Source organism: Paenibacillus sp. RC84 (assembly GCF_041260495.1).
Classification (GTDB): domain Bacteria; phylum Bacillota; class Bacilli; order Paenibacillales; family NBRC-103111; genus Paenibacillus_F.
Window position 1 is genome coordinate 84,162 of sequence record NZ_JBGBYL010000006.1, and the last position, 18,196, is coordinate 102,357.

Below are 18,196 nucleotides of genomic sequence, written 5' to 3' on the forward strand. Positions count from 1 at the left end.
TTTTCTGTTCGTCAAATCATACCTCACTGTTATAACTAACCATGACATAAAAAAAGTAACTAATCTGGACAAACATCTTAGGAATTGACAGCCTCCTTGTATATACCAATGCGTTTTATAGGCTGCGTCGGATTATATAAGGACATCGTACATACTCAACCTAATCCTTGTTAAGGACGAGAATCAGTTCATATTCTTAGCACCTCTCAATTAACGTAGCACATTATTGACATTATAATTTGACAATTTGAGATACAAGATGTCTTAAGTAGATCGAAAAAAGAGTGGCTTGTCTTAGCCGCCCTAGTCATAAGAGCAAATGTCATTCCTGTGAAGGTTTGTACTCCCTGTCTAGTCGTCACATGTCGAATGCCTAATATTGATGGTGCTGAAAGAATAGATGAGATGTGACAGGTTGGCTCAAAGAACAAATTCGGTAAATGAATCATTGTAAACAAGACTTGCGAAATCTCCCAGTCAACAAAACTTGTTGACTGGGAGGAATTTACTTATGATCGCAATAACTGAAAAAATCGTATCGCCTATCAATGAAGCCGCATCCGCTAATCGTTGTTCGCTGATCGGGCTGATCATTGACGATGCGACATCGGCTCAATTACTGGCGGTCGCAAGACGCCATTGCAAGCTCGCCCTCGAACATGGCAAAGCTATTACGACCGCAGTACGGCGGGGGGAAAAGAAGAAATTCAGAGTTTACGTTCGCTGCGTGGTGGTCTTATTGATGAACTTCGATAGTCACAAAATAATGGTGGAGAACGAGACCTTTGTCAGCGAAGTGCGTAACCGGCTGCCCGGTCGGCCAACTGCCGGCTGCGCTGCTCCGAAGTCACGTAGCGGGTATCGGACGGCAAAACCCTGCTCAGGTCAGCCAGCTTCACGACCTGTGTCTGTACGGACGGCCCGCCTGTTGCAGGCGGTTTATCGGGCAGGTTCTGCCAGCGAACCATAATCGTTCCCTCATGCAGCCCTACAGGGTCAATCCAGTTGGCTACGCCAGGGTCTTTGACCGATACTACAAACGTATAGCTGCCGTTGGCATTCGGCGCTGCCTGAACGTTGTTAAGACTTGATTGATGACGGATAGGGTCTACGGTTACCATCCACGGATCTGTAACCGGAAACACTACATAACCTGCTCCCCCGGTTGTTACCCTTGCGACCAGCGCTTCGTCATCCGCCAGTTTGAAGTGGCCGAACGAACTGGCCTGCGTGACCAGCGTGCCTAATGTGGATGATACGCTCGGACTGGAGAGTGTATTCACCGGATTGGTGTGAGTCTTTATGCCCAAAGCACCATAGCCATAATCGACAATGGATTCCTGCAGATTCGCCCAAGCTTCGGCAGCAATGGCAAGCTGACTCTTGGGCGTACGCTGGCTGCCGTCGGGCAGCCGCTCTACCGTAAGCGCATCGGGCGTTTCGGTATTCCAATTGCCAAGGTTATTGCGGACGAATAACTGCACGGCCGCGCTCGTGGACTGTATATGGTTGGCACGTCCATTGGCGGGATTGCTATCTACGGTGATGGCGTAGCTCCCGTCCGCATTCACTACCAGATCTTTGCCGGACAGAAAGGTGATGGTCTGTTGCGAATTGGGGTTGCTGATCAGGGAGAACGTTACATCGGTCGGCCCCGGAAAAGTACGTTTCCCATGAATGATGTACTTCGACGAGCCGTCAATCGGGATGGTACGGTAAATATTGTCCGGGTTATCATAAGAATACCGTCCTCCCGGCACGTTCAGACCAAGCCAACTGCGTGGTGGAGTGTTTAACCAGTATACTTTAGGGAAATACGGATCGCTGTTGACCGCTTTCTGAATTGCGCTGAACGCGAGCTCGTTGATTGCGTTATCGAGACGGCTCTCCGCTTCTGTGCTCAATGAGCCGCCGTAGGCGAGCTTGTACGCCGCCTTGGCTTGAGCCTTCAGCAAAGGGTAATTGTTGTTCTGATTGATCTGAATGCTCCATGCATCCAGCGCCTGTTGATCCGCGGTTGCCAGCACCGATGCAGCCGCTTGAGCACCCTGCACCGTTACGGAGCTAAAGGATACGAAAACCAGCGCGCATAGCCCCAGTTTAAGCAACCGCTTATGAAGCTTTCGGAAAACGTTCCGCTTTTTCTGTAAATGCCTATTCATAGTAGTTGACATGCTCCCTCCAAAATAAATTTTTACAAAGCTAAAAGAGGCATACTTTTAACCCACGGTAACGGGTTTTTATCGGCATGCCTCTGGTTAAACCAGTCGGATGTAATAATTTAACATATAATACAAAAGATACCCTTGATTTAATTTAAATTATTCCTATGTGTTTTGTCAACAAAATAGTTGGATTGAATTGTATAGTGTCTATTGAGTTCATCCCCCGTATCCTTCTTCTAATCAAGCAGTCTGGATTGAGGATTTTTTTCCGTATGCACCATACATGGTTATAGGAGATTGATTGAATCTTTATTGTCAGTAATGAACAGCATTTGCAAGGACCTATCTGTTCCCCATGCTAAAAATATGCGTTCCGTATCGAAGAGGGCTAGCCCTAGATAATTTTTTAGGCGGATACACATTCCATAGTTTGAAAGCAAAAGTAACGGAGCCATAGTATAATATAGGAAAAAAAGAAAGAAAGAACAGCAGGTCGCAGGGGGTAACGGGAAATATGAGAATCAACCGAAGCAGTATGTTGAAAGCGCTCAAATTTCTTTTTCCTGAGTATCAACTCGTTGAATTGGTTCGGGAAAAAGGATTTATCGCCAAAAAAGAAGACCCTCCGGCTCCAACGAGGCAAGTGCAGCCGACGCAACAATATCATGCAGGATCGGGAGCCAGAAGTGCAGGTCCGAGCTATTCCGAGCAGGCCGCCGCGGGACAGAACATTTCTTCACCGACTTCCCGACCTGTTCAGACCCCAGCATATACGTCGCAGGGAGAAGGCCGGAATGATGCGCAGAGTGCTTTATCTCCCAAGCAATTGGATCAACTGTTCCGAGAAGTGGAAAAGAACGTAAATAGTCAAGTGATCGGACAGGCGTTCTTCGTAGACGATTTGGTTGCGGGATATAAGCAGGGATATATGAATGGGCGCCAGAGTAATAAGCCAAGGAATGTGATCTTACTGGCCGGGGCTCCTGGTACGGGCAAAAAAACAGCCTTGGAATGGCTGGTTCGGGAGATGCATGCACGTCGGGTAACCTCCCGGCCACATATTGCAGAAATTGATTTACAGCGTTATGAGGCGGATGAACTATCAGGAAATTTTATTAGTGATATGGCGGAGGCTTTCCGGCATTCCGAGGGCACGGTGTTATTCCAGGGGGTCAAAGGGGCTGACCCGGCTATTATCGGCCTGGTCGCTAAGCTCGCCGCGGAAGGCAGCTTCCGAACCAAAGAAGGGGTTCGCATAAGCGCCGCCGATTATTTCATCATTTTCTATATCGATGAACATGCAGAGAGAGAAAGCGAATATGGCCAAGTTCCGTCCGTGCTGGCAAGGCATCTCCCTGCCTCTATCTTGCAAACCATCCTTGCGGCGGCAATATCTTCACCATTAGAGCAGGAGACGATGCGGCAGATCGCCGAGATCTTGCTGGGGAAAGCGATAGACGATCTGTCAAGGGATATGCAAACAGAGATTACCGTCCATCCTTCCACGTATGAGGCGTTGGCCGATATAGCCGCAGCAAACAAAACGTTCGGCGAGGCAGTGCAGCATTGGATTGATAAGGAGCTTACTGTTGTATTGTCCGGTCTACGGGCCCGCAATGAGATTCGTGGCAATGAGAGTGTGCGTATCCGTTTCAAGAACGATTCTTTTTTTGTGGAGTCGAATTCTCTTGAAATTCCGATCAAAGCACTATCTTTCGTTCGTCAGGAGTCGATTGACGATGTTCTGGAAGAATTAAATGCGTTAACGGGTCTGGAACCCGTGAAAAAGTTTGTCTATGAGCTCATGGAGACGGTTCAGGTTAACAAGCTGAGGGCCAGAGAAAGCGGAGGCTCTGTGGCGATGTCGCTTCACATGGTGTTCACCGGGAATCCCGGAACCGGCAAAACGACGGTCGCCCGCTTAGTCGGCCGTATTCTGAAGGCGCTCGGATTGCTGCCGCAAGGTCAACTGATCGAAGTGACGAGACAGGATCTTGTAGGCCAATATGTGGGCTCTACCGCTCCCAAAACGATGGCACAAGTCAATGAGGCCTTGGGAGGCGTATTGTTCATCGACGAGGCCTATACGCTCGCCCGCCACGATCACGATACGTTCGGCATCGAAGCGATCGACACGATTGTCAAGGCGATGGAGGATCATCGGGATCATCTGGTTGTTGTGCTGGCAGGGTATACCCAGGAGATGGAGACTTTTTTGCGATCGAATCCAGGTTTGCGTTCAAGATTTCCATTCATCGTGGAATTCCCGGATTACAAAGCGGCAGATATGCTGGACATCATGATTCAGATGGCGAACAAGAATGGTTTCCGGATAGAAACGGATGCTTATGAGGGTTTGATCGAGCTGTTTGATCAAAAGCAAATCCCTGGCCGCAATGACAGCGGCAACGGCCGGCTTGTCCGCAATTTGTTCGAGGAGGCTGTCCGCAAGCAAGCGACTCGGCTTAGAGGGCTGATGTCAGGGACAACTGCAGATACAGACTTGCAATTATTGACGGGGGCAGACTTCGGGATCGGAGAGAAAGAAGCTTTTAATATCGAGAATGAGCTCGCCGGAATTGTCGGATTGGAGCAAGTCAAACTATTCGTCCGAACGCTGGAGAAACAACTTATTGTTGATCGAAGGCGGAAGGAAGCCGGGATTCATGTCGATACCGGACAGACTCTCAACATGATTTTTTCGGGCAATCCCGGTACGGGCAAGACGACGATGGCGCGGCTGGTGGCAGGGATGCTCCGGTCCATGGGCTATTTAAAAAAAGGACATCTCGTTGAGGTGGACCGATCCGATCTGGTAGCGGAGTATGTCGGCCAGACGGCCAACAAGACCAAGCTGGTTGTCGAATCTGCTCTAGGCGGCGTGCTCTTCATCGACGAAGCCTATGCACTAGCGCAGGATGGCGTGCAGGGCGGGGGCTTCGGTAAGGAAGCGATCGATTCACTGGTTCGTCTTATCGAGCTTCATAAAGACAATCTGGTTGTCATTTTGGCGGGATACACAGAGGATATGCAGCGGTTTGTTCAAGTCAATCCGGGTCTGTCCTCGCGTTTCCCGCTGCAAATCGAATTCCCCGATTACACGGCAGAGGAAATGCAGCAAATCGCCTCTATTATGGTGAAGGCGCGCGGTTTTGCTTTAGCTCCGGATGTGTCAGGTTTGCTCGAATCCTATTTTAACGAGAAGCAAATCCCGGGCAGAAAGGACGGAGGCAACGGACGACTCGTCCGCAATACGCTGGAGGAGGCGATACGCAAGCAAGCGGAGCGATTGGCCGATCACCCCGATATTGCGGCGGATCAGTTAAATGAGCTGACTGTGGAGGATTTTGGACTGTCGGCACATGTAGACCTTGCGGGGAAGCGGGCGAATGCGCTTGGAGCGCTCGATGCGGTTGTCGGTCTGTCCTCTGTTAAGGAATTTGTGAAAAGCCTATCGGCTCAAATTGAGGTGGCCAAGCGCCGTCAAGAGATGGGGCTGCCCAAGGCTTCTGCCCAAGCTCTTCATATGGTATTTAAAGGAAACCCGGGAACCGGTAAAACGACCATTGCCCGTATTTTGGCCCAACGATTTAAAGAACTGGGCGTGATTAAGGCCGACACGCTGGTAGAAACCGATCGGTCCGGCCTGGTTGCCGGTTATGTGGGGCAAACCGCGCTCAAGACGAAAGAGGTTATCGAACGCGCTCTTGGCGGGATCTTGTTCGTGGATGAGGCTTATGCCTTGGCGGAAGGGGATCAATTCGGACAGGAAGCGATCGATACGCTCGTCAAAGCCATGGACGATTACCGGGACAGACTCATCGTTATATTGGCCGGCTACGACGAAGATATGGAGCGCTTCTTGAACCGCAATGCGGGACTCCGCTCCAGGTTTCCCAATATGATTACATTCCCCGATTATACAGCCGAGGAAATGCTGCAAATTGCGCGTTTGCTGGTAAAGGCGCAAGGATATGTGATCGTCCGGGAGGCCGAAGCCACGCTGCTCTCCATTTTGGAGACCTATGAAGGAGATAGGACCGCAGGCAATGGACGGCTCGTTCGAAATTTGGTAGAGAAAGCGATTCGAGACCATGCCTTGCGTATGAGCAAGAAAGCCGACGCCACGGCCGAGGAATTATCCGCTTTGATGCCTGAAGACTTCAAGGAAAGACGGGGGTGATGTAATGAAAGTCCTAAAATGGCTGCTCGCCATTGTTTTTTATCATTCCTTCATGCTCGGGGTCATTATCGTTACGCTTTTTATGCCTTTCATGATATACGGTGACATAAGGAATCTTCTGATTAACGAGGTTCCGGTCGCAAGCGGCGGTGTGATCGTAATAAGCCTTTTGGCTTTCTTTATTTACTTGGCCATGAGAAGTCAATTTTTAGGAATCCCCTATCGTAAAATAACGATATTGCTTCCTTTCCTGCAAATGCTCATCTATACCAGTTTCGCTCTATCGATAGGAGTCATGATTCTTAACAAATGGGCTGACGAAGGACTTTATTCCAAAGGATGGGCCATTACGCTTATGCTGCTTGCGATTGTGGCTATCCGATTATGCATGTCGCTGCTGTACTGGAAGTATCCGATTGATCGGCAGACAAATCGATATATGGAATAGTGAGGAGAAGGAAATTGGCAAATCACGAACAAAACGAGCAAAAGCCGAAGTCATACGCTCCAAATCAATATGAGCCTCGACAAAGGGAAGATGATGATGTTCCATTGGAAGTTACAGGGTCATCCGTCAATCGCAAGTCATCATCTAAGGGAAAAATAAGCAATAAACACCGATTTTGGATCGGAATTACGGCATTGATCACGTTTGGGATGGGCATGTATTTCCAAGGTTCAACCGGCAGTATAAAAGATGTTCAGTCGAATGGAATCGGTAAAGGGATGAAGGCGGGTATCCAGCTAGCCGCGGCAGATGATTCGGCGGGACTCGAGGCCAGGGACTTCGAGATTGAGATGAAGAAAGATACAACGACAAGCCGCATGCTGATCTGGGATTTCGCCGCGGAAGACGGCGATGTCGTTACAGTGAAGGTGGACGGCAATATCCTTCAAGCGAACATAAATATTATGCATAACCCGGTGTTCCTTGATATTCCGATTCCGAGTGTGGTTGAAATTACAGGTGTTAAGGATGGCGGAGGCGGGATTACATACGGGGTTAAGTTCCCCGGAGCCGTTCAGAATAACGCTTATTTCAATGCGGCGCCGGTAGGCTCCTCTAACGTCTACACGATAACCGGACAGTAATTTGATCGACAAGTGAACAGGTACGCCGAACTACAACCATTGCCGACTTTTATGTCACCAATGGTTTTTTTCTCAGCCTATCATTTTTCGCCGATAGACCCGATACGGGGAGTCTTATCATAAGTAATCGGAAAACGAACCGATCATCATTTCGATGAGAGTATAACTGCCAATCGCCCCTGAGAAGTTGAAATCCACGGCATCCATCAAGAGAGAAATTTATTAAGAACTAGGCACTACAAAAAAATTTGATCATATATAGGTGATATCCGTTCGGATTTGATGAGGAGGATATCATGCAACCTATGTTACCTAAAGAAAAATATTTTGGGCGGTTTGAACTGGTGCATGCTTTTTATGGGGCTATGCCTACAGGTGTCAGCGTTTCCGAAACCGGTCGTATTTTTGTTTGCTTTCCGAAATGGGGAGACGACGTTCAATTTACTGTGGCGGAAATTGTTGAGAATGAATTGCAGCCTTATCCCAGTTTAGAAGCCAATGTGGTTAATACGGGAAATATTACGATGTCTTTCGTCAGTGTCCAAAGTATCGTTGCGGATGGAAGAGGAACACTTTGGGTACTGGATACAGGAGCACCAAACTTTTCTGAACCTATTCAAGGGGGAGCAAAATTAGTTGCTGTTGATTTAAGCACGAATACAATAAAGAGAGTATATACCTTTACGGAAGATGTTGTCTTGCCAACCACTTATCTGAATGATGTCCGTTTGGACTTTCGGGTTGGAAGTGCAGGCTATGCATATATAACGGATTCTTCTTCCAAAGGGCCAGGGGCTATTATCGTCGTAGATTTAGAAAATGGGAACGCGTTTAGACGGTTAAATGGGGCCCTATCAACTTCACCTGATCCCTATTTTTTACCGAAAGTAGAAGGTCAAATTTTGATGAATCGAAACCCGGACGGCTCGACTTTCCCATTTAGATTGGCTTCCGATAGTTTAGCGATTTCTCCGGATGGAAAGGTTTTATTTTATGCTCCGCTAACCAGCCGTCAGCTGTTCTCGATCTCAACAGAAGCCCTAAGAGACAGAAGGATACAGGACATGGATTTATCCCAATATGTGCAGTATTGGGGGGAAAAAGGTGCGTCTGATGGAATGATCACCGGCGCAAAAGGAACCGTTTATGCGGGAGACTATGAAAACAACAGTATCCGGAAGATATTGCCGGATGGCGCAATGGAAACCATCGCACATGACCCCAGAATTTTATGGCCGGATACTTTTTCGATTGGCCCCGATCGATACTTATATGTCATTGTGAATCAATTACATCGGCAGGCGAGATTTCATTATGGAAGAGACCTGCGGGAAAAACCATATAGTTTACTTCGTATGAGAATTGATGAATTCCCTGCTCCTACCTTTTCATAATGAAGGTAGCTATCCCTCATCAGGGAGCTGGCCATCACCAGCTACTCTCGTATTTTTCGCCGATAGACCCGATACGGGGAACCGTACCATAAATGACTACGAAAGATTCGGTGTATATAAGAACAACTACAAAGTTCTTCAAGGAGAACTTTCAAGGAGAACGACTTCAAGAGCGCAGGAGATATTTAAAACGCCAAAACACCCCCAAAGAGGAGGTGTTTTGGCGTTTTAAGCTAAAGGTATCTTTACTTATTTGGACTCGGTGAGTCGGCCTACAAGCAACCAATACATCAATAGAGCGAACAAGGTAATTATAGCAAGGATCCATAACACCGTTCCAAAAGATACTACATCCATTAGAGACGCGGTATAGGTGATGCCTATAGAAACGGCCACATTCAACACCAAGTTGTAGAATCCAATGGCTGTTCCTGATCTTTCTACAGGAATGGAGCGTATACATGAATCAAGCATAGGTGCGTACATGAATGCGAATGACCCCGAGAACAGCAGCATGGAGAGAACGTATACGATAACCGAGCCTCCAATAAGGCCGGGCAAAGCCAGGCTGCACACGATAATGATCATAGCTATGGAAACCGCTTGCTTATTGGTCAATACTTTTGCTATTTTTCCTGACAGCGATCCAATCAGTATCGCGGTTACATAACCTGGTATCAGCAGTAGTGAGATCGTGTCGAGCTGAAGATTATACATTTTCTGAAGCAGGAATGGGAAAATAAAGATGTAGCCCAGTTGAACGGAATAAATCACAAAAGCGATGGCAAGAACCGCTGCAAACCGCTTATTTTGGAAAAAGGAAATCCCGATGAACGACTTCTTACTCTTGCTGATATAGCCAAGAAATAGTCCTGTTGCAGCTATGAAGATCACAATAAAGATCCAGTTGAAATCCGTTAAATACATCATGACGGAAGTAGTAATGGCGGATATTAGAAGCAGTCCGATAAAATCAACATGACTCTTCCGGGATTGTTCCTTCGGCAAATATTTAAGAATGAAGGGAAGCAGGATTAAGGACAGCAGCGGGATTAAGAATAACGTGGACCAATTTAAATAGGTGGACACGTAACCCCCCGTAATGGAACCGATAACAAGAGAAAGCGAATAGCTGCTTGTGCTGAGTCCCAGGAACTTTTTCTGCTCCTCTTTGGGCAGGTGTTTCGTTACATAGATCACATATAAAGTTTCAGCCGCGGCCAGGCCTGCTGTCTGGATCATACGAGCGATAATAACGAGCAGATAAGAGTGTTGAAAAATAAAACCGATAACAGAACCGATGCAGATTAAGATAATCCCTGCACTCAGCAGCTTTCTGATACTGATCGTGTCGGCCAAAGAGGCATAGATGACAGCGCCAATTCCAATCACAAGTCCCGCTAATGAGGCTTGCCAGCTAACCGCAGCTGCCGAGATTCCCAGATCATCGGCTATAGCTACCGAAACCAACTTGAATGAGTTGTCGACGATCAAGGCAAAAACGAAAAAGAGCAGAATCACAGGCACTGCCCTTTTCGCCTGAAAGGATGGGGCAGTTTGCGGTGTTTGTTCAGTTATTGCAGCCATTAGCCACATTCCCTTCTTGGAATCAAATGATTAAGCAAGTTCCAGTGCAATTTCCATCATTTTAGTGAAAGCTGTCTGTCTCTCTTCAGGGGTCGTGGATTCATGTCTGAAAATATGATCGCTGATCGTCAAGATACACAGTGCGTTAACGCCCGCATGGGCTGCGTTCATATACAGGCCTGCAGATTCCATCTCGGCGCATAGAATGCCCATTTCACTCCATTTCTTCAGCGCCGTCGGATCCGCATTATAGAAGATGTCACTGGAGAGCACATTGCCTACATGAACTTTCTGCCCCTGCGCATCCGCTATTTTCTTGGCTTTTTCCAACAGCTCGAATGAGGCCGTAATCGAATAGTGACCTGGGAGATTGTACTGGTGTCCATAATTGGAATCGGTTGCAGAACCCATTGCGAAAACAATGTCATACAGGTTCAAATGATCTTGAATCGCCCCTGCGGAACCGATTCGAATGAGATTCTTAACACCGAATACATGAATCAGCTCCCATGAATACAGACTCATGCTTGGAGTTCCCATTCCGGTTCCCATCACGGATATTTTTCTACCCTTGAAAGTTCCCGTGTAGCCCAGCATACCGCGGACTTTGTTGAACTGGACGACATTCTCCAAAAAGTTCTCCGCAATAAACTTCGCTCTTAAGGGATCGCCCGGTAATAGAATCGTTTCGGCGATCTCTGCTCCTCCAGGTTGAATATGCGGCGTTTCTTTAGTGGAAGTACTCATTTTAAATCTCCTTTTCTTTTACATATTGGTATAGTTGTATAATAAGTTGTCTAATTGGTACACGGATAAAGTACCATACATCGCATTCCTTTATCAACTAATTTTTTCTGGATAAATTTCTAATGTTCTATCCCTTTAGGCGGTCCTATGCAAAAAGGGCAGTGGTCTCTCCTTTATGGAGAAACGACTGCCCTGAAATTAGATTACGTCCTATTCTTCGAAGCGTTGATCACAATCCGGCTAAATTCTTTAGGAATATAATATTTATTGTATACAAGAGGGTACTGTTCATTTACATATAGACTTTCCAGCAGCAAGTCACACCCCTCGCCGGCATTAAGTTCAAATTTTTGAGACGAGGTATTCATCACCGTGGAATGTTTGACCTCCACCGTTGCAGAGTTAGCCAACTCATATACCTTATTCTCAAGCATGTCCAACAGCTGCTCTTCATTTTGGAGGTCCAGGTTCAATTCGGTTACGGCCTCAATTGCCATAAAGGTAAATCCGAAAGCCACCGCCTGTCCTTTACTCATATACCAACGCTCAACGGCTACCACAGCCGTGGCTTTCCTTTTCAAGACCTCTTTGGTGTAGTCACTCTCCAAGTCCAGTCTGAACTGGATGTCGACATGGTCAATGTCCTCTGTATGGCACTTATAAATAGGATTTCCGATTTTATCCAGTCCATCATTTCTCTGCACCATTCGAGATGGGGTAACAAAGTTTCCTTTACCATGAATACTCTTTACCAGCCCGTCATCTTGCAAGAGAGCTAATGCTTGTCTTAACGTCATTCTGCTTACGTCGAACATTTTGGCAAGTTCAGGTTCAGTAGGCAATTGACTGTTGGGGGGGAACACACCACTCATGATTTTTTTGAAAAGTTCATTATATACGGTAAGGTATAGCGGTATTTTTGCTTTGGCTGGATGTTCCGGCTTTACTTCCATCGGTCCACACACCTATTCTCTAAATTCATCAGTTAGAGCCTATTATATCACACCCGTAATCGTTCAGTTTGGGCGGACCTTCCTGTCAAAGGTTGATTCTTAACCCAAGCGAAATAGGCGGCTATTAGGTGAAATAGCCTTGTTCATTTTATTAAATTGTCTGTCAGAGTAACACATCCGCTTCGCCTACAATATGATGAGTCTAGGAAATCTAAAGAGGTGATCCAATGGCAGTCGTAAAAGCCAGGGACCAGGATATTAATATGTTGGCAAGGTTGCTTCGAGCCGAAGCTGAGACCGAAGGCGAAACGGGCATGCTCCTTGTTGGAAATGTTGGCATTAACCGGGTAAGAGCGAATTGCTCCGATTTTAAAGGAATCCGGACAATTCCCCAAATGATCAACCAGCCGCATGCGTTCGAAGCCTTGCAACATGGTCTGTACTATCAAAAAGCAAGGGACAGGGAACGCCGTCTGGCACGACGGGCTGTGAATGGGGAGCGGAATTGGCCGGGTAAATTCTCCCTGTGGTATTTCCGTCCAGGAACGTTCGAAAATCCCGGACCCTGTCCGCCAACTTGGTATAATCAGCCGCTCGCAGGACGATGGAAGAAGCACTGTTTTTATGAACCGACCGGGGAAGAATGTGAAAATATATATAACACGTTTTAATTTTATAAACGAATAAGAGTTCAGGATCTCTTAAACCTGACTTGTTACAGCCTCGGGTGACAAGAACTTTATCTCATTTAATGCCGCGTATATCGCGGCTTCTTTTTTATTTTGAAGGAGACAAGTCGAGTCCAAATTACAAAAGGTCATCCCGCCAAGGATAGCCCGAAAACTTGCCGTTATAGACAGCGCGGCGAACCGTATCAGTTGTTGAAGGTTGGTTGGGTTGAACTCAAGTAGTCGCTACCGGGTCTTTTTATGGGATCGAATCCCGGTATTTGTCGATATATAGCGTCCCGTCCAACTGGAGCTCTGCGTAAAATACTTGATCCAAAGAATGAATGCTGGCTTTCTTTAATTGTTGGTTGAGCCAGGCAGCGGAGACATCCATTTTTATAAGATTTTTTTCTACGATTTTGCCATCAACGATAAGTTCAGTCGGGATTCTTTGAATAGGCGTAATGGTTGCTTTTATATCTTTTTTTGTTGCAGGCAGTAGTTCTTCTTTTCTCAACACACTGAGTTTACCGTCAGGTTCCAGAATTGCAAATTCGACTTCTTCGGGTGAGAAGACATCCTTGTTCCGAAGCAGCATGATTAAATCGTCGATGTTGAGGTGCTGTTTAGCTAATGCCTTTTCCAAAATCATTCCTTTTTTGATGAGAATCGTAGGCTGGCCGTCGAGAATCTCACGAGCTTTGACGGACCGCAATCCGGTCAATGCCATGATGAACGTCAAGAGCGACCATAAGACCAAGCTGGATATTCCTTGCAGCAGCGTGATTTGTCTGTTGACGATAATCTCGGCAGTGGTGGAGCCGAAGGTGATCCCTGTTACATAATTGAAAAACGTTAGATGTCCGACTTGTTTTTTACCGAGCAGACGCGTCAAAACGAGTAGAGCAACGAAGGACGTTGCCGTACGAAATAGAATTTCTCCATACGTCATGTGCTGAGCTCCTTGCATAACAGATGGTTTTAGATTGGGCCTTATTTCAGTGTCGGCAAAAATAATGTTGTGGAAACCTAGGAGAATGTGTTGGGCGTGTGGAATATTTTAGGGGGTGATGAATATGAACAAAAAAATTGGCGAATTTATTATTTGGGCTAATGAAAACAGTTGGGATATAACCGAAAAATCTGGGTTTCAATTAAATTTAGACAGCAGCATTCTATCTAGATATAAAGAAATCCCAAATGAATATTTGGATTTTTTAAGTGTGGTTGAAAAATGTATGACACCAAATGAAGAGACTTGGTTTATTTGTGAGAATGAGTTCAATAATAGCTCGGATAGTGCATTTAAATGGAATGAATATGAATTGCTCAGTTTAGAAGCAGCAGCGAATGATAATATTTGGAAATCTCAAATAACTGCATGGTGGGATAATTACTTGCCCATAGTTATGTCAGTTGATGGTGGATATTCCTTCTATGCGATTGATTTAACCAATGATAAAGGTGCTATTGTACGTGGATATGAGCCCGAATTCGAAGAAGTTGATAAAGTGGCCAACTCTCTTGAAGAGTTTTTGGAATTAATTATGTCGAATTCAATAGGGTTCCAGTGTTAAATAAAGGTATATCGATATAGTTTGTTTAATAAATGTCTATCTAATTACAAATGGTTGCCGGCATCGCAGCCGATCTGATGGGAAGCGTCGGAGATGAGCTTGGCTGTCAGAACTATATGCTCACCAGACAGATCGACGTTCGCATTCGATGCTTATCCAACACATACAATTGTTCAGGCTTTCATAAGGGCACCCAACTAGGTGCCCTTTAAAATTCGCTTTTAGAGTGATACGGTGAATCGTATCATAAGTAAGGCGAAATGATTCCCCGCAACGAGTATCCCTCGTCGTTTCCCTCAGGTAATGTTAAAGCCCTTGCTGCGCATGTATTCGGTCATGGCGCCGAGCGGTATTTTCATCTTCAGAATGTCAATGTGCTTTCGCGACCACCCTTCATTGCGATTGTTCTCGCTGCGCGTCTGGTAATAGTGGTTCATGTCGCTGTCGTAAGCTTGGACTCGTTCAAGCTGCTCCGTCTCGGAGGAGCAACGGTTCTCGAAATAGACGGCTTCCAAGGGAAGGCGAGGCTTTACTTCCGGCTGTTGGTCGGGTACGCCGACGGCGATGCCGAAGAGGGGAATGACGTACTGAGGTAGACCAAGCATGTTATAACAATTAAGAAAGGAAAATATGAGGTCCTGTCGAAATATGTAACAGTCTATTGGCAGGCAAAATCTGTTCTAATCAAAAAAGCTAGGAGAATTCCAAATGCTGTTTAACTCTAATATTTTTATTTTCCTATTTCTACCAATTACCTTTCTGATTTATTTTTTGCTATCAACTAAAAAATATTCGCTCGGCAAGTACATATTAATAGCATGCTCGATTTTCTTTTATGCTTGGTGGGATATAAGATACTTACCATTGTTTATCGGTTCCATTTTATTCAATTATATAATAGGATATTTCATTGCAAATTCACAACCAGGCAAAGGAAAAAAAGCATTTCTGGTTTTTGGAATTTCGATAAATCTCCTTGTTCTATTTTTTTATAAATATCTGGGATTTTTATTTAGCAACATAAACATTATTTTCCCCATTAATTTACCTTTAATCAATTTTACACTTCCTCTTGCGATAAGTTTTTTTACATTTCAACAAATTGAGTATCTCATTGATACGTTTAAGGGTGAAGTGAAAAAAGGGAAATTTCAGAGTTATTTGTTATTCGTTACTTTCTTTCCTCACCTTATAGCAGGACCTATTACTAATCATAAAAACATGATGTCTCAGTTCGATGACGAAAGCAAACGACTTATTAACTATGATCATATTTTCCAAGGAATATTTATATTTACACTAGGATTGGCTAAAAAAGTTTTACTAGCCGACACTCTAGGTCACTTTGCTAATAATGGTTTTAACAATGTGTCGGAGTATGGGCTAATAGAATCGTGGATGATCTCACTTTCATATACACTCCAATTATATTTTGATTTTAGCGGCTATTCAGATATGGCCATTGGAGCTGCCCTTTTGTTTAATATTAAGTTGCCTATTAATTTTGATAGTCCTTACAAATCGCTCAACATAGCCGAATTTTGGCGAAAATGGCACATTACGCTGGGGAGATTACTACGTTTGTATATTTATTTCCCAATGGGAGGAAGCAGAGTTTCATTGCCTCGTAATTGTTTCAATTTGATGATTACCTTTTTGGTATGCGGAATCTGGCATGGGGCAGGCTGGACTTTTATCATATGGGGATTGTATCACGGAATCGGAAGCGTAATACATAGGATATGGGCCTCTTCGAAATTAAAGATGCCTAAGCTTGCAGCATGGTTCTTAACCTTTAATTTTGTGAATATTGGTTGGATTATCTTTAGAGCCCCTAACTTGCATGATGCGCTGATACTAATTAAAGGGATGTTCGGGGCACATGGTATTGATTTGGAGTATGCTAAACATACTGTTTTATCAGGAACTAACCCCCAAGATACATTAGGTATGAATATACTGAATATTGTGCTTCAGTGGTTCGGTAATGATGCTATTTATTTTGGAGTTATTCTTATTTCACTCGTTATTGTATTTAAGCAAAAAAACTCAAATCATTTACTATCTAATCTTACGTCTAAAATAAACATTCGAAGCGTGTTGCTTACTGCACTGTTGTTTGTACTGTCCATTTTATTTATTAATGTATCAACAGAAGAAACGTATTTTTTATATTTCAATTTCTAGATATGAGGTATAACTATGAAAGTAAAAACGGCTGTAATCATGTTTTTTTGTATGATCTGTGTTTTTTTCTGTAGTTATTTGGGTTTAATATTGATTTCATTTAAGACCCCCGTAACGACTTCTTGGATTGATAATATCTATAATAAGAAAACTAAAGATGCGGATTCTGTAACTGGAAATAAGATAGTGTTTATCAGTGGAAGTAATTCATTATTTGGTATACGAACCAAGGACATAGAAGATGCACTGGGTATTCCATCCGTAAACTTTGCAACGCATGCTAGACTTCAAGTTGACTATCTGCTTCATCGAGCCAAGGAAGTATTAAAACCCGGCGATATAGCTGTACTTCCACTTGAATACGACGACCAGTTTCTATTTAACGGAGAACCGAGCAAGGAAAAAGTTTTTTATACTTTGTCATACGACAAAAAATATTTGGTACATATTTCACCTTTAAAAGCGTTAGAATTTTTCTTTCAAATTAGTCCCTCTGACTACATAAAAGGGTTAAAAGAACAAGTACAGTATAATGGCAATGAACCGAATCCAGGTGAAGGTTACACCTCATTAACGTTGAATAGAAATGGCGACGAGACAACTAATATCGGTACTTTTGAAGAAACAATAAAACAATTAACTTCGTTCCCTAATTTTACTGAAACTAAGGGATTGCTCGAATTGTCTAAATTTAAAACTTGGTGCGAGCAAAGAAATATAACTCTATACATAAGTTTTTCATCTGAGTATGACGCAAGCAATAGTTTTAAAAATAATATATATCTTGAGAATTTAACCGAGTACTTAAAGGAGAAGGGCTTTAATTTATTAGGCTCCCCTACTGATTTTGTATATTCAAACATCGATTATTTCTTTGATGTTCACAATCACTTAAATCAAGACGGCATGACCATACGTACTCAAAAGATGATTGAGCTTTTAAAAGCTCAACAACTCGGAGATCGGAACGTTCAAGCAAAGTCGCAGATCGAAACAAATAATCAGTCGACATCTTCAGAAATAGATGGGGTTCTGAATAAAGACGCTATGAATTTTCTAGTTGAAAATATGGTAGTAAATAAGGATCAAACTATAAAAACTAAAAATCCATTTAAAGTTAATTTTAGTATTGTTAACGAAAGCAATTTTTTATGGCCTTCCAAGGCTAAAGCCAATAATCAGTATTTAGTTCATCCTGTTATTCAAATATTGGATCGAAAAGGAAATCTCGTTCAACAACATGGCTTGTTATTGTTTCCTGATATTAAGCCTAAGGGAATAATAAATTACAACTTTCTCATCCCGGGAATAGAGCAAGCTGGGGAGTATGAAATTCAAATTAATATGATCCAAGAAGATTACGGATGGTTTAATCAAATTAACCCTAACTCAAAGCCTTTTGTTATGAAATTTACAGTAAATTAAAGTTTATACCGAACCATATCAGGAGCCTGATTGCCATAAAACCTAACAGGAGAATAATTACAAGCTCCACGTTGTAGAACTAAAGGCGGGTGATAATGTTACTTCAAGAGGCATCAATACCGCCGCGCGGCACACTTAGGCATAAATCATAAGTAGGCGGAAATGATGTTTTGAGGTCTGTGGATGTAACAACAAAAAAACTGACCTCTTGAGGTCAG

The 18,196-nt window shown here is 44.2% G+C and carries 14 protein-coding genes; 8 read left to right on the top strand and 6 right to left on the bottom strand.

Going from position 1 to position 18,196, the window contains the following annotated elements; genetic code table 11:
* Positions 1 to 788 precede the first annotated feature (788 nt).
* Positions 789 to 2,162 (bottom strand): hypothetical protein, encoded by a 1,374-nt coding sequence (locus ABH899_RS15065; protein ID WP_369997595.1) that lies wholly within the window; start codon positions 2,160 to 2,162, stop codon positions 789 to 791.
* 517 nt (positions 2,163 to 2,679) lie between these two features.
* On the opposite strand from ABH899_RS15065, the gene ABH899_RS15070 reads away from it, so the two are divergent.
* The 4 genes from ABH899_RS15070 (at position 2,680) to ABH899_RS15085 (ending at position 8,834) form a co-directional block, all read left to right on the top strand.
* Positions 2,680 to 6,348, top strand: a complete 3,669-nt coding sequence (locus ABH899_RS15070) for an AAA family ATPase (RefSeq protein ID WP_369997597.1) — start codon at positions 2,680 to 2,682, stop codon at positions 6,346 to 6,348.
* Between the two features lie 4 nt (positions 6,349 to 6,352).
* Complete coding sequence (locus ABH899_RS15075; protein ID WP_218230682.1) at positions 6,353 to 6,796, top strand: hypothetical protein; 444 nt, start codon at positions 6,353 to 6,355, stop codon at positions 6,794 to 6,796.
* A 14-nt stretch (positions 6,797 to 6,810) separates the two neighbouring features.
* Positions 6,811 to 7,440 carry a hypothetical protein gene (locus tag ABH899_RS15080; RefSeq protein WP_369997599.1) on the top strand — a complete coding sequence of 210 codons (630 nt, stop codon included), beginning with the start codon at positions 6,811 to 6,813 and terminating at the stop codon, positions 7,438 to 7,440.
* A gap of 296 nt (positions 7,441 to 7,736) precedes the next feature.
* A complete protein-coding gene (locus ABH899_RS15085; RefSeq protein ID WP_369997601.1) occupies positions 7,737 to 8,834 on the top strand; it encodes an L-dopachrome tautomerase-related protein in 1,098 nt (365 codons plus the stop codon).
* A 249-nt stretch (positions 8,835 to 9,083) separates the two neighbouring features.
* On the opposite strand, the gene ABH899_RS15090 is transcribed toward ABH899_RS15085, so the two are convergent.
* The 3 genes from ABH899_RS15090 to ABH899_RS15100 form a co-directional block, all read right to left on the bottom strand.
* Positions 9,084 to 10,421, bottom strand: coding sequence for an MFS transporter (locus tag ABH899_RS15090; RefSeq protein WP_369997604.1), 1,338 nt, complete (start codon positions 10,419 to 10,421; stop codon positions 9,084 to 9,086).
* Between the two features lie 30 nt (positions 10,422 to 10,451).
* On the bottom strand, positions 10,452 to 11,168 hold the full coding sequence (gene deoD, locus ABH899_RS15095; RefSeq protein ID WP_369997606.1) for a purine-nucleoside phosphorylase: 717 nt from the start codon (positions 11,166 to 11,168) through the stop codon (positions 10,452 to 10,454).
* Positions 11,169 to 11,371: 203 nt separating this feature from the next.
* Positions 11,372 to 12,121 (bottom strand): GntR family transcriptional regulator, encoded by a 750-nt coding sequence (locus ABH899_RS15100; RefSeq protein ID WP_369997609.1) that lies wholly within the window; start codon positions 12,119 to 12,121, stop codon positions 11,372 to 11,374.
* A 227-nt stretch (positions 12,122 to 12,348) separates the two neighbouring features.
* Between ABH899_RS15100 and ABH899_RS15105 the strand changes: the two genes are divergently transcribed.
* On the top strand, positions 12,349 to 12,792 hold the full coding sequence (locus tag ABH899_RS15105; protein ID WP_016423721.1) for a cell wall hydrolase: 444 nt from the start codon (positions 12,349 to 12,351) through the stop codon (positions 12,790 to 12,792).
* A 256-nt stretch (positions 12,793 to 13,048) separates the two neighbouring features.
* Here the strand turns inward: ABH899_RS15105 and ABH899_RS15110 are convergent, their stop codons facing one another.
* On the bottom strand, positions 13,049 to 13,741 hold the full coding sequence (locus tag ABH899_RS15110; RefSeq protein ID WP_369997613.1) for a YetF domain-containing protein: 693 nt from the start codon (positions 13,739 to 13,741) through the stop codon (positions 13,049 to 13,051).
* Between the two features lie 124 nt (positions 13,742 to 13,865).
* On the opposite strand from ABH899_RS15110, the gene ABH899_RS15115 reads away from it, so the two are divergent.
* Positions 13,866 to 14,366, top strand: a complete 501-nt coding sequence (locus ABH899_RS15115; protein WP_369997615.1) for an SMI1/KNR4 family protein — start codon at positions 13,866 to 13,868, stop codon at positions 14,364 to 14,366.
* Positions 14,367 to 14,662: 296 nt separating this feature from the next.
* Here ABH899_RS15115 and ABH899_RS15120 read toward each other — a convergent pair whose 3' ends face one another.
* The gene (locus tag ABH899_RS15120) at positions 14,663 to 14,971 is read right to left on the bottom strand and encodes a nitroreductase family protein (protein WP_369997618.1); all 309 of its coding nucleotides are present in this window, start codon (positions 14,969 to 14,971) and stop codon (positions 14,663 to 14,665) included.
* A gap of 103 nt (positions 14,972 to 15,074) precedes the next feature.
* Here ABH899_RS15120 and ABH899_RS15125 point away from each other — a divergent pair, with 103 nt between their 5' ends.
* Together ABH899_RS15125 and ABH899_RS15130 are read left to right on the top strand one after the other, a co-directional pair.
* Positions 15,075 to 16,553, top strand: a complete 1,479-nt coding sequence (locus ABH899_RS15125; protein ID WP_369997620.1) for an MBOAT family O-acyltransferase — start codon at positions 15,075 to 15,077, stop codon at positions 16,551 to 16,553.
* Between the two features lie 15 nt (positions 16,554 to 16,568).
* Positions 16,569 to 17,978 carry a hypothetical protein gene (locus tag ABH899_RS15130; protein WP_369997623.1) on the top strand — a complete coding sequence of 470 codons (1,410 nt, stop codon included), beginning with the start codon at positions 16,569 to 16,571 and terminating at the stop codon, positions 17,976 to 17,978.
* Positions 17,979 to 18,196: the final 218 nt, after the last annotated feature.

What these genes read in the sequence shown, in the direction of transcription:
- ABH899_RS15115 (WP_369997615.1), top strand. Translation starts at nt 13,866, where the DNA reads ATGAACAAAAAAATTGGCGAATTTATTATTTGGGCTAATGAAAACAGT.
- ABH899_RS15065 (WP_369997595.1), bottom strand. Translation starts at nt 2,162, where the DNA reads ATGAATAGGCATTTACAGAAAAAGCGGAACGTTTTCCGAAAGCTTCAT.
- ABH899_RS15110 (WP_369997613.1), bottom strand. Translation starts at nt 13,741, where the DNA reads ATGACGTATGGAGAAATTCTATTTCGTACGGCAACGTCCTTCGTTGCT.
- ABH899_RS15120 (WP_369997618.1), bottom strand. Translation starts at nt 14,971, where the DNA reads ATGCTTGGTCTACCTCAGTACGTCATTCCCCTCTTCGGCATCGCCGTC.
- ABH899_RS15070 (WP_369997597.1), top strand. Translation starts at nt 2,680, where the DNA reads ATGAGAATCAACCGAAGCAGTATGTTGAAAGCGCTCAAATTTCTTTTT.
- ABH899_RS15130 (WP_369997623.1), top strand. Translation starts at nt 16,569, where the DNA reads ATGAAAGTAAAAACGGCTGTAATCATGTTTTTTTGTATGATCTGTGTT.
- ABH899_RS15125 (WP_369997620.1), top strand. Translation starts at nt 15,075, where the DNA reads ATGCTGTTTAACTCTAATATTTTTATTTTCCTATTTCTACCAATTACC.
- ABH899_RS15090 (WP_369997604.1), bottom strand. Translation starts at nt 10,421, where the DNA reads ATGGCTGCAATAACTGAACAAACACCGCAAACTGCCCCATCCTTTCAG.
- deoD (WP_369997606.1), bottom strand. Translation starts at nt 11,168, where the DNA reads ATGAGTACTTCCACTAAAGAAACGCCGCATATTCAACCTGGAGGAGCA.
- ABH899_RS15085 (WP_369997601.1), top strand. Translation starts at nt 7,737, where the DNA reads ATGCAACCTATGTTACCTAAAGAAAAATATTTTGGGCGGTTTGAACTG.
- ABH899_RS15105 (WP_016423721.1), top strand. Translation starts at nt 12,349, where the DNA reads ATGGCAGTCGTAAAAGCCAGGGACCAGGATATTAATATGTTGGCAAGG.
- ABH899_RS15100 (WP_369997609.1), bottom strand. Translation starts at nt 12,121, where the DNA reads ATGGAAGTAAAGCCGGAACATCCAGCCAAAGCAAAAATACCGCTATAC.
- ABH899_RS15075 (WP_218230682.1), top strand. Translation starts at nt 6,353, where the DNA reads ATGAAAGTCCTAAAATGGCTGCTCGCCATTGTTTTTTATCATTCCTTC.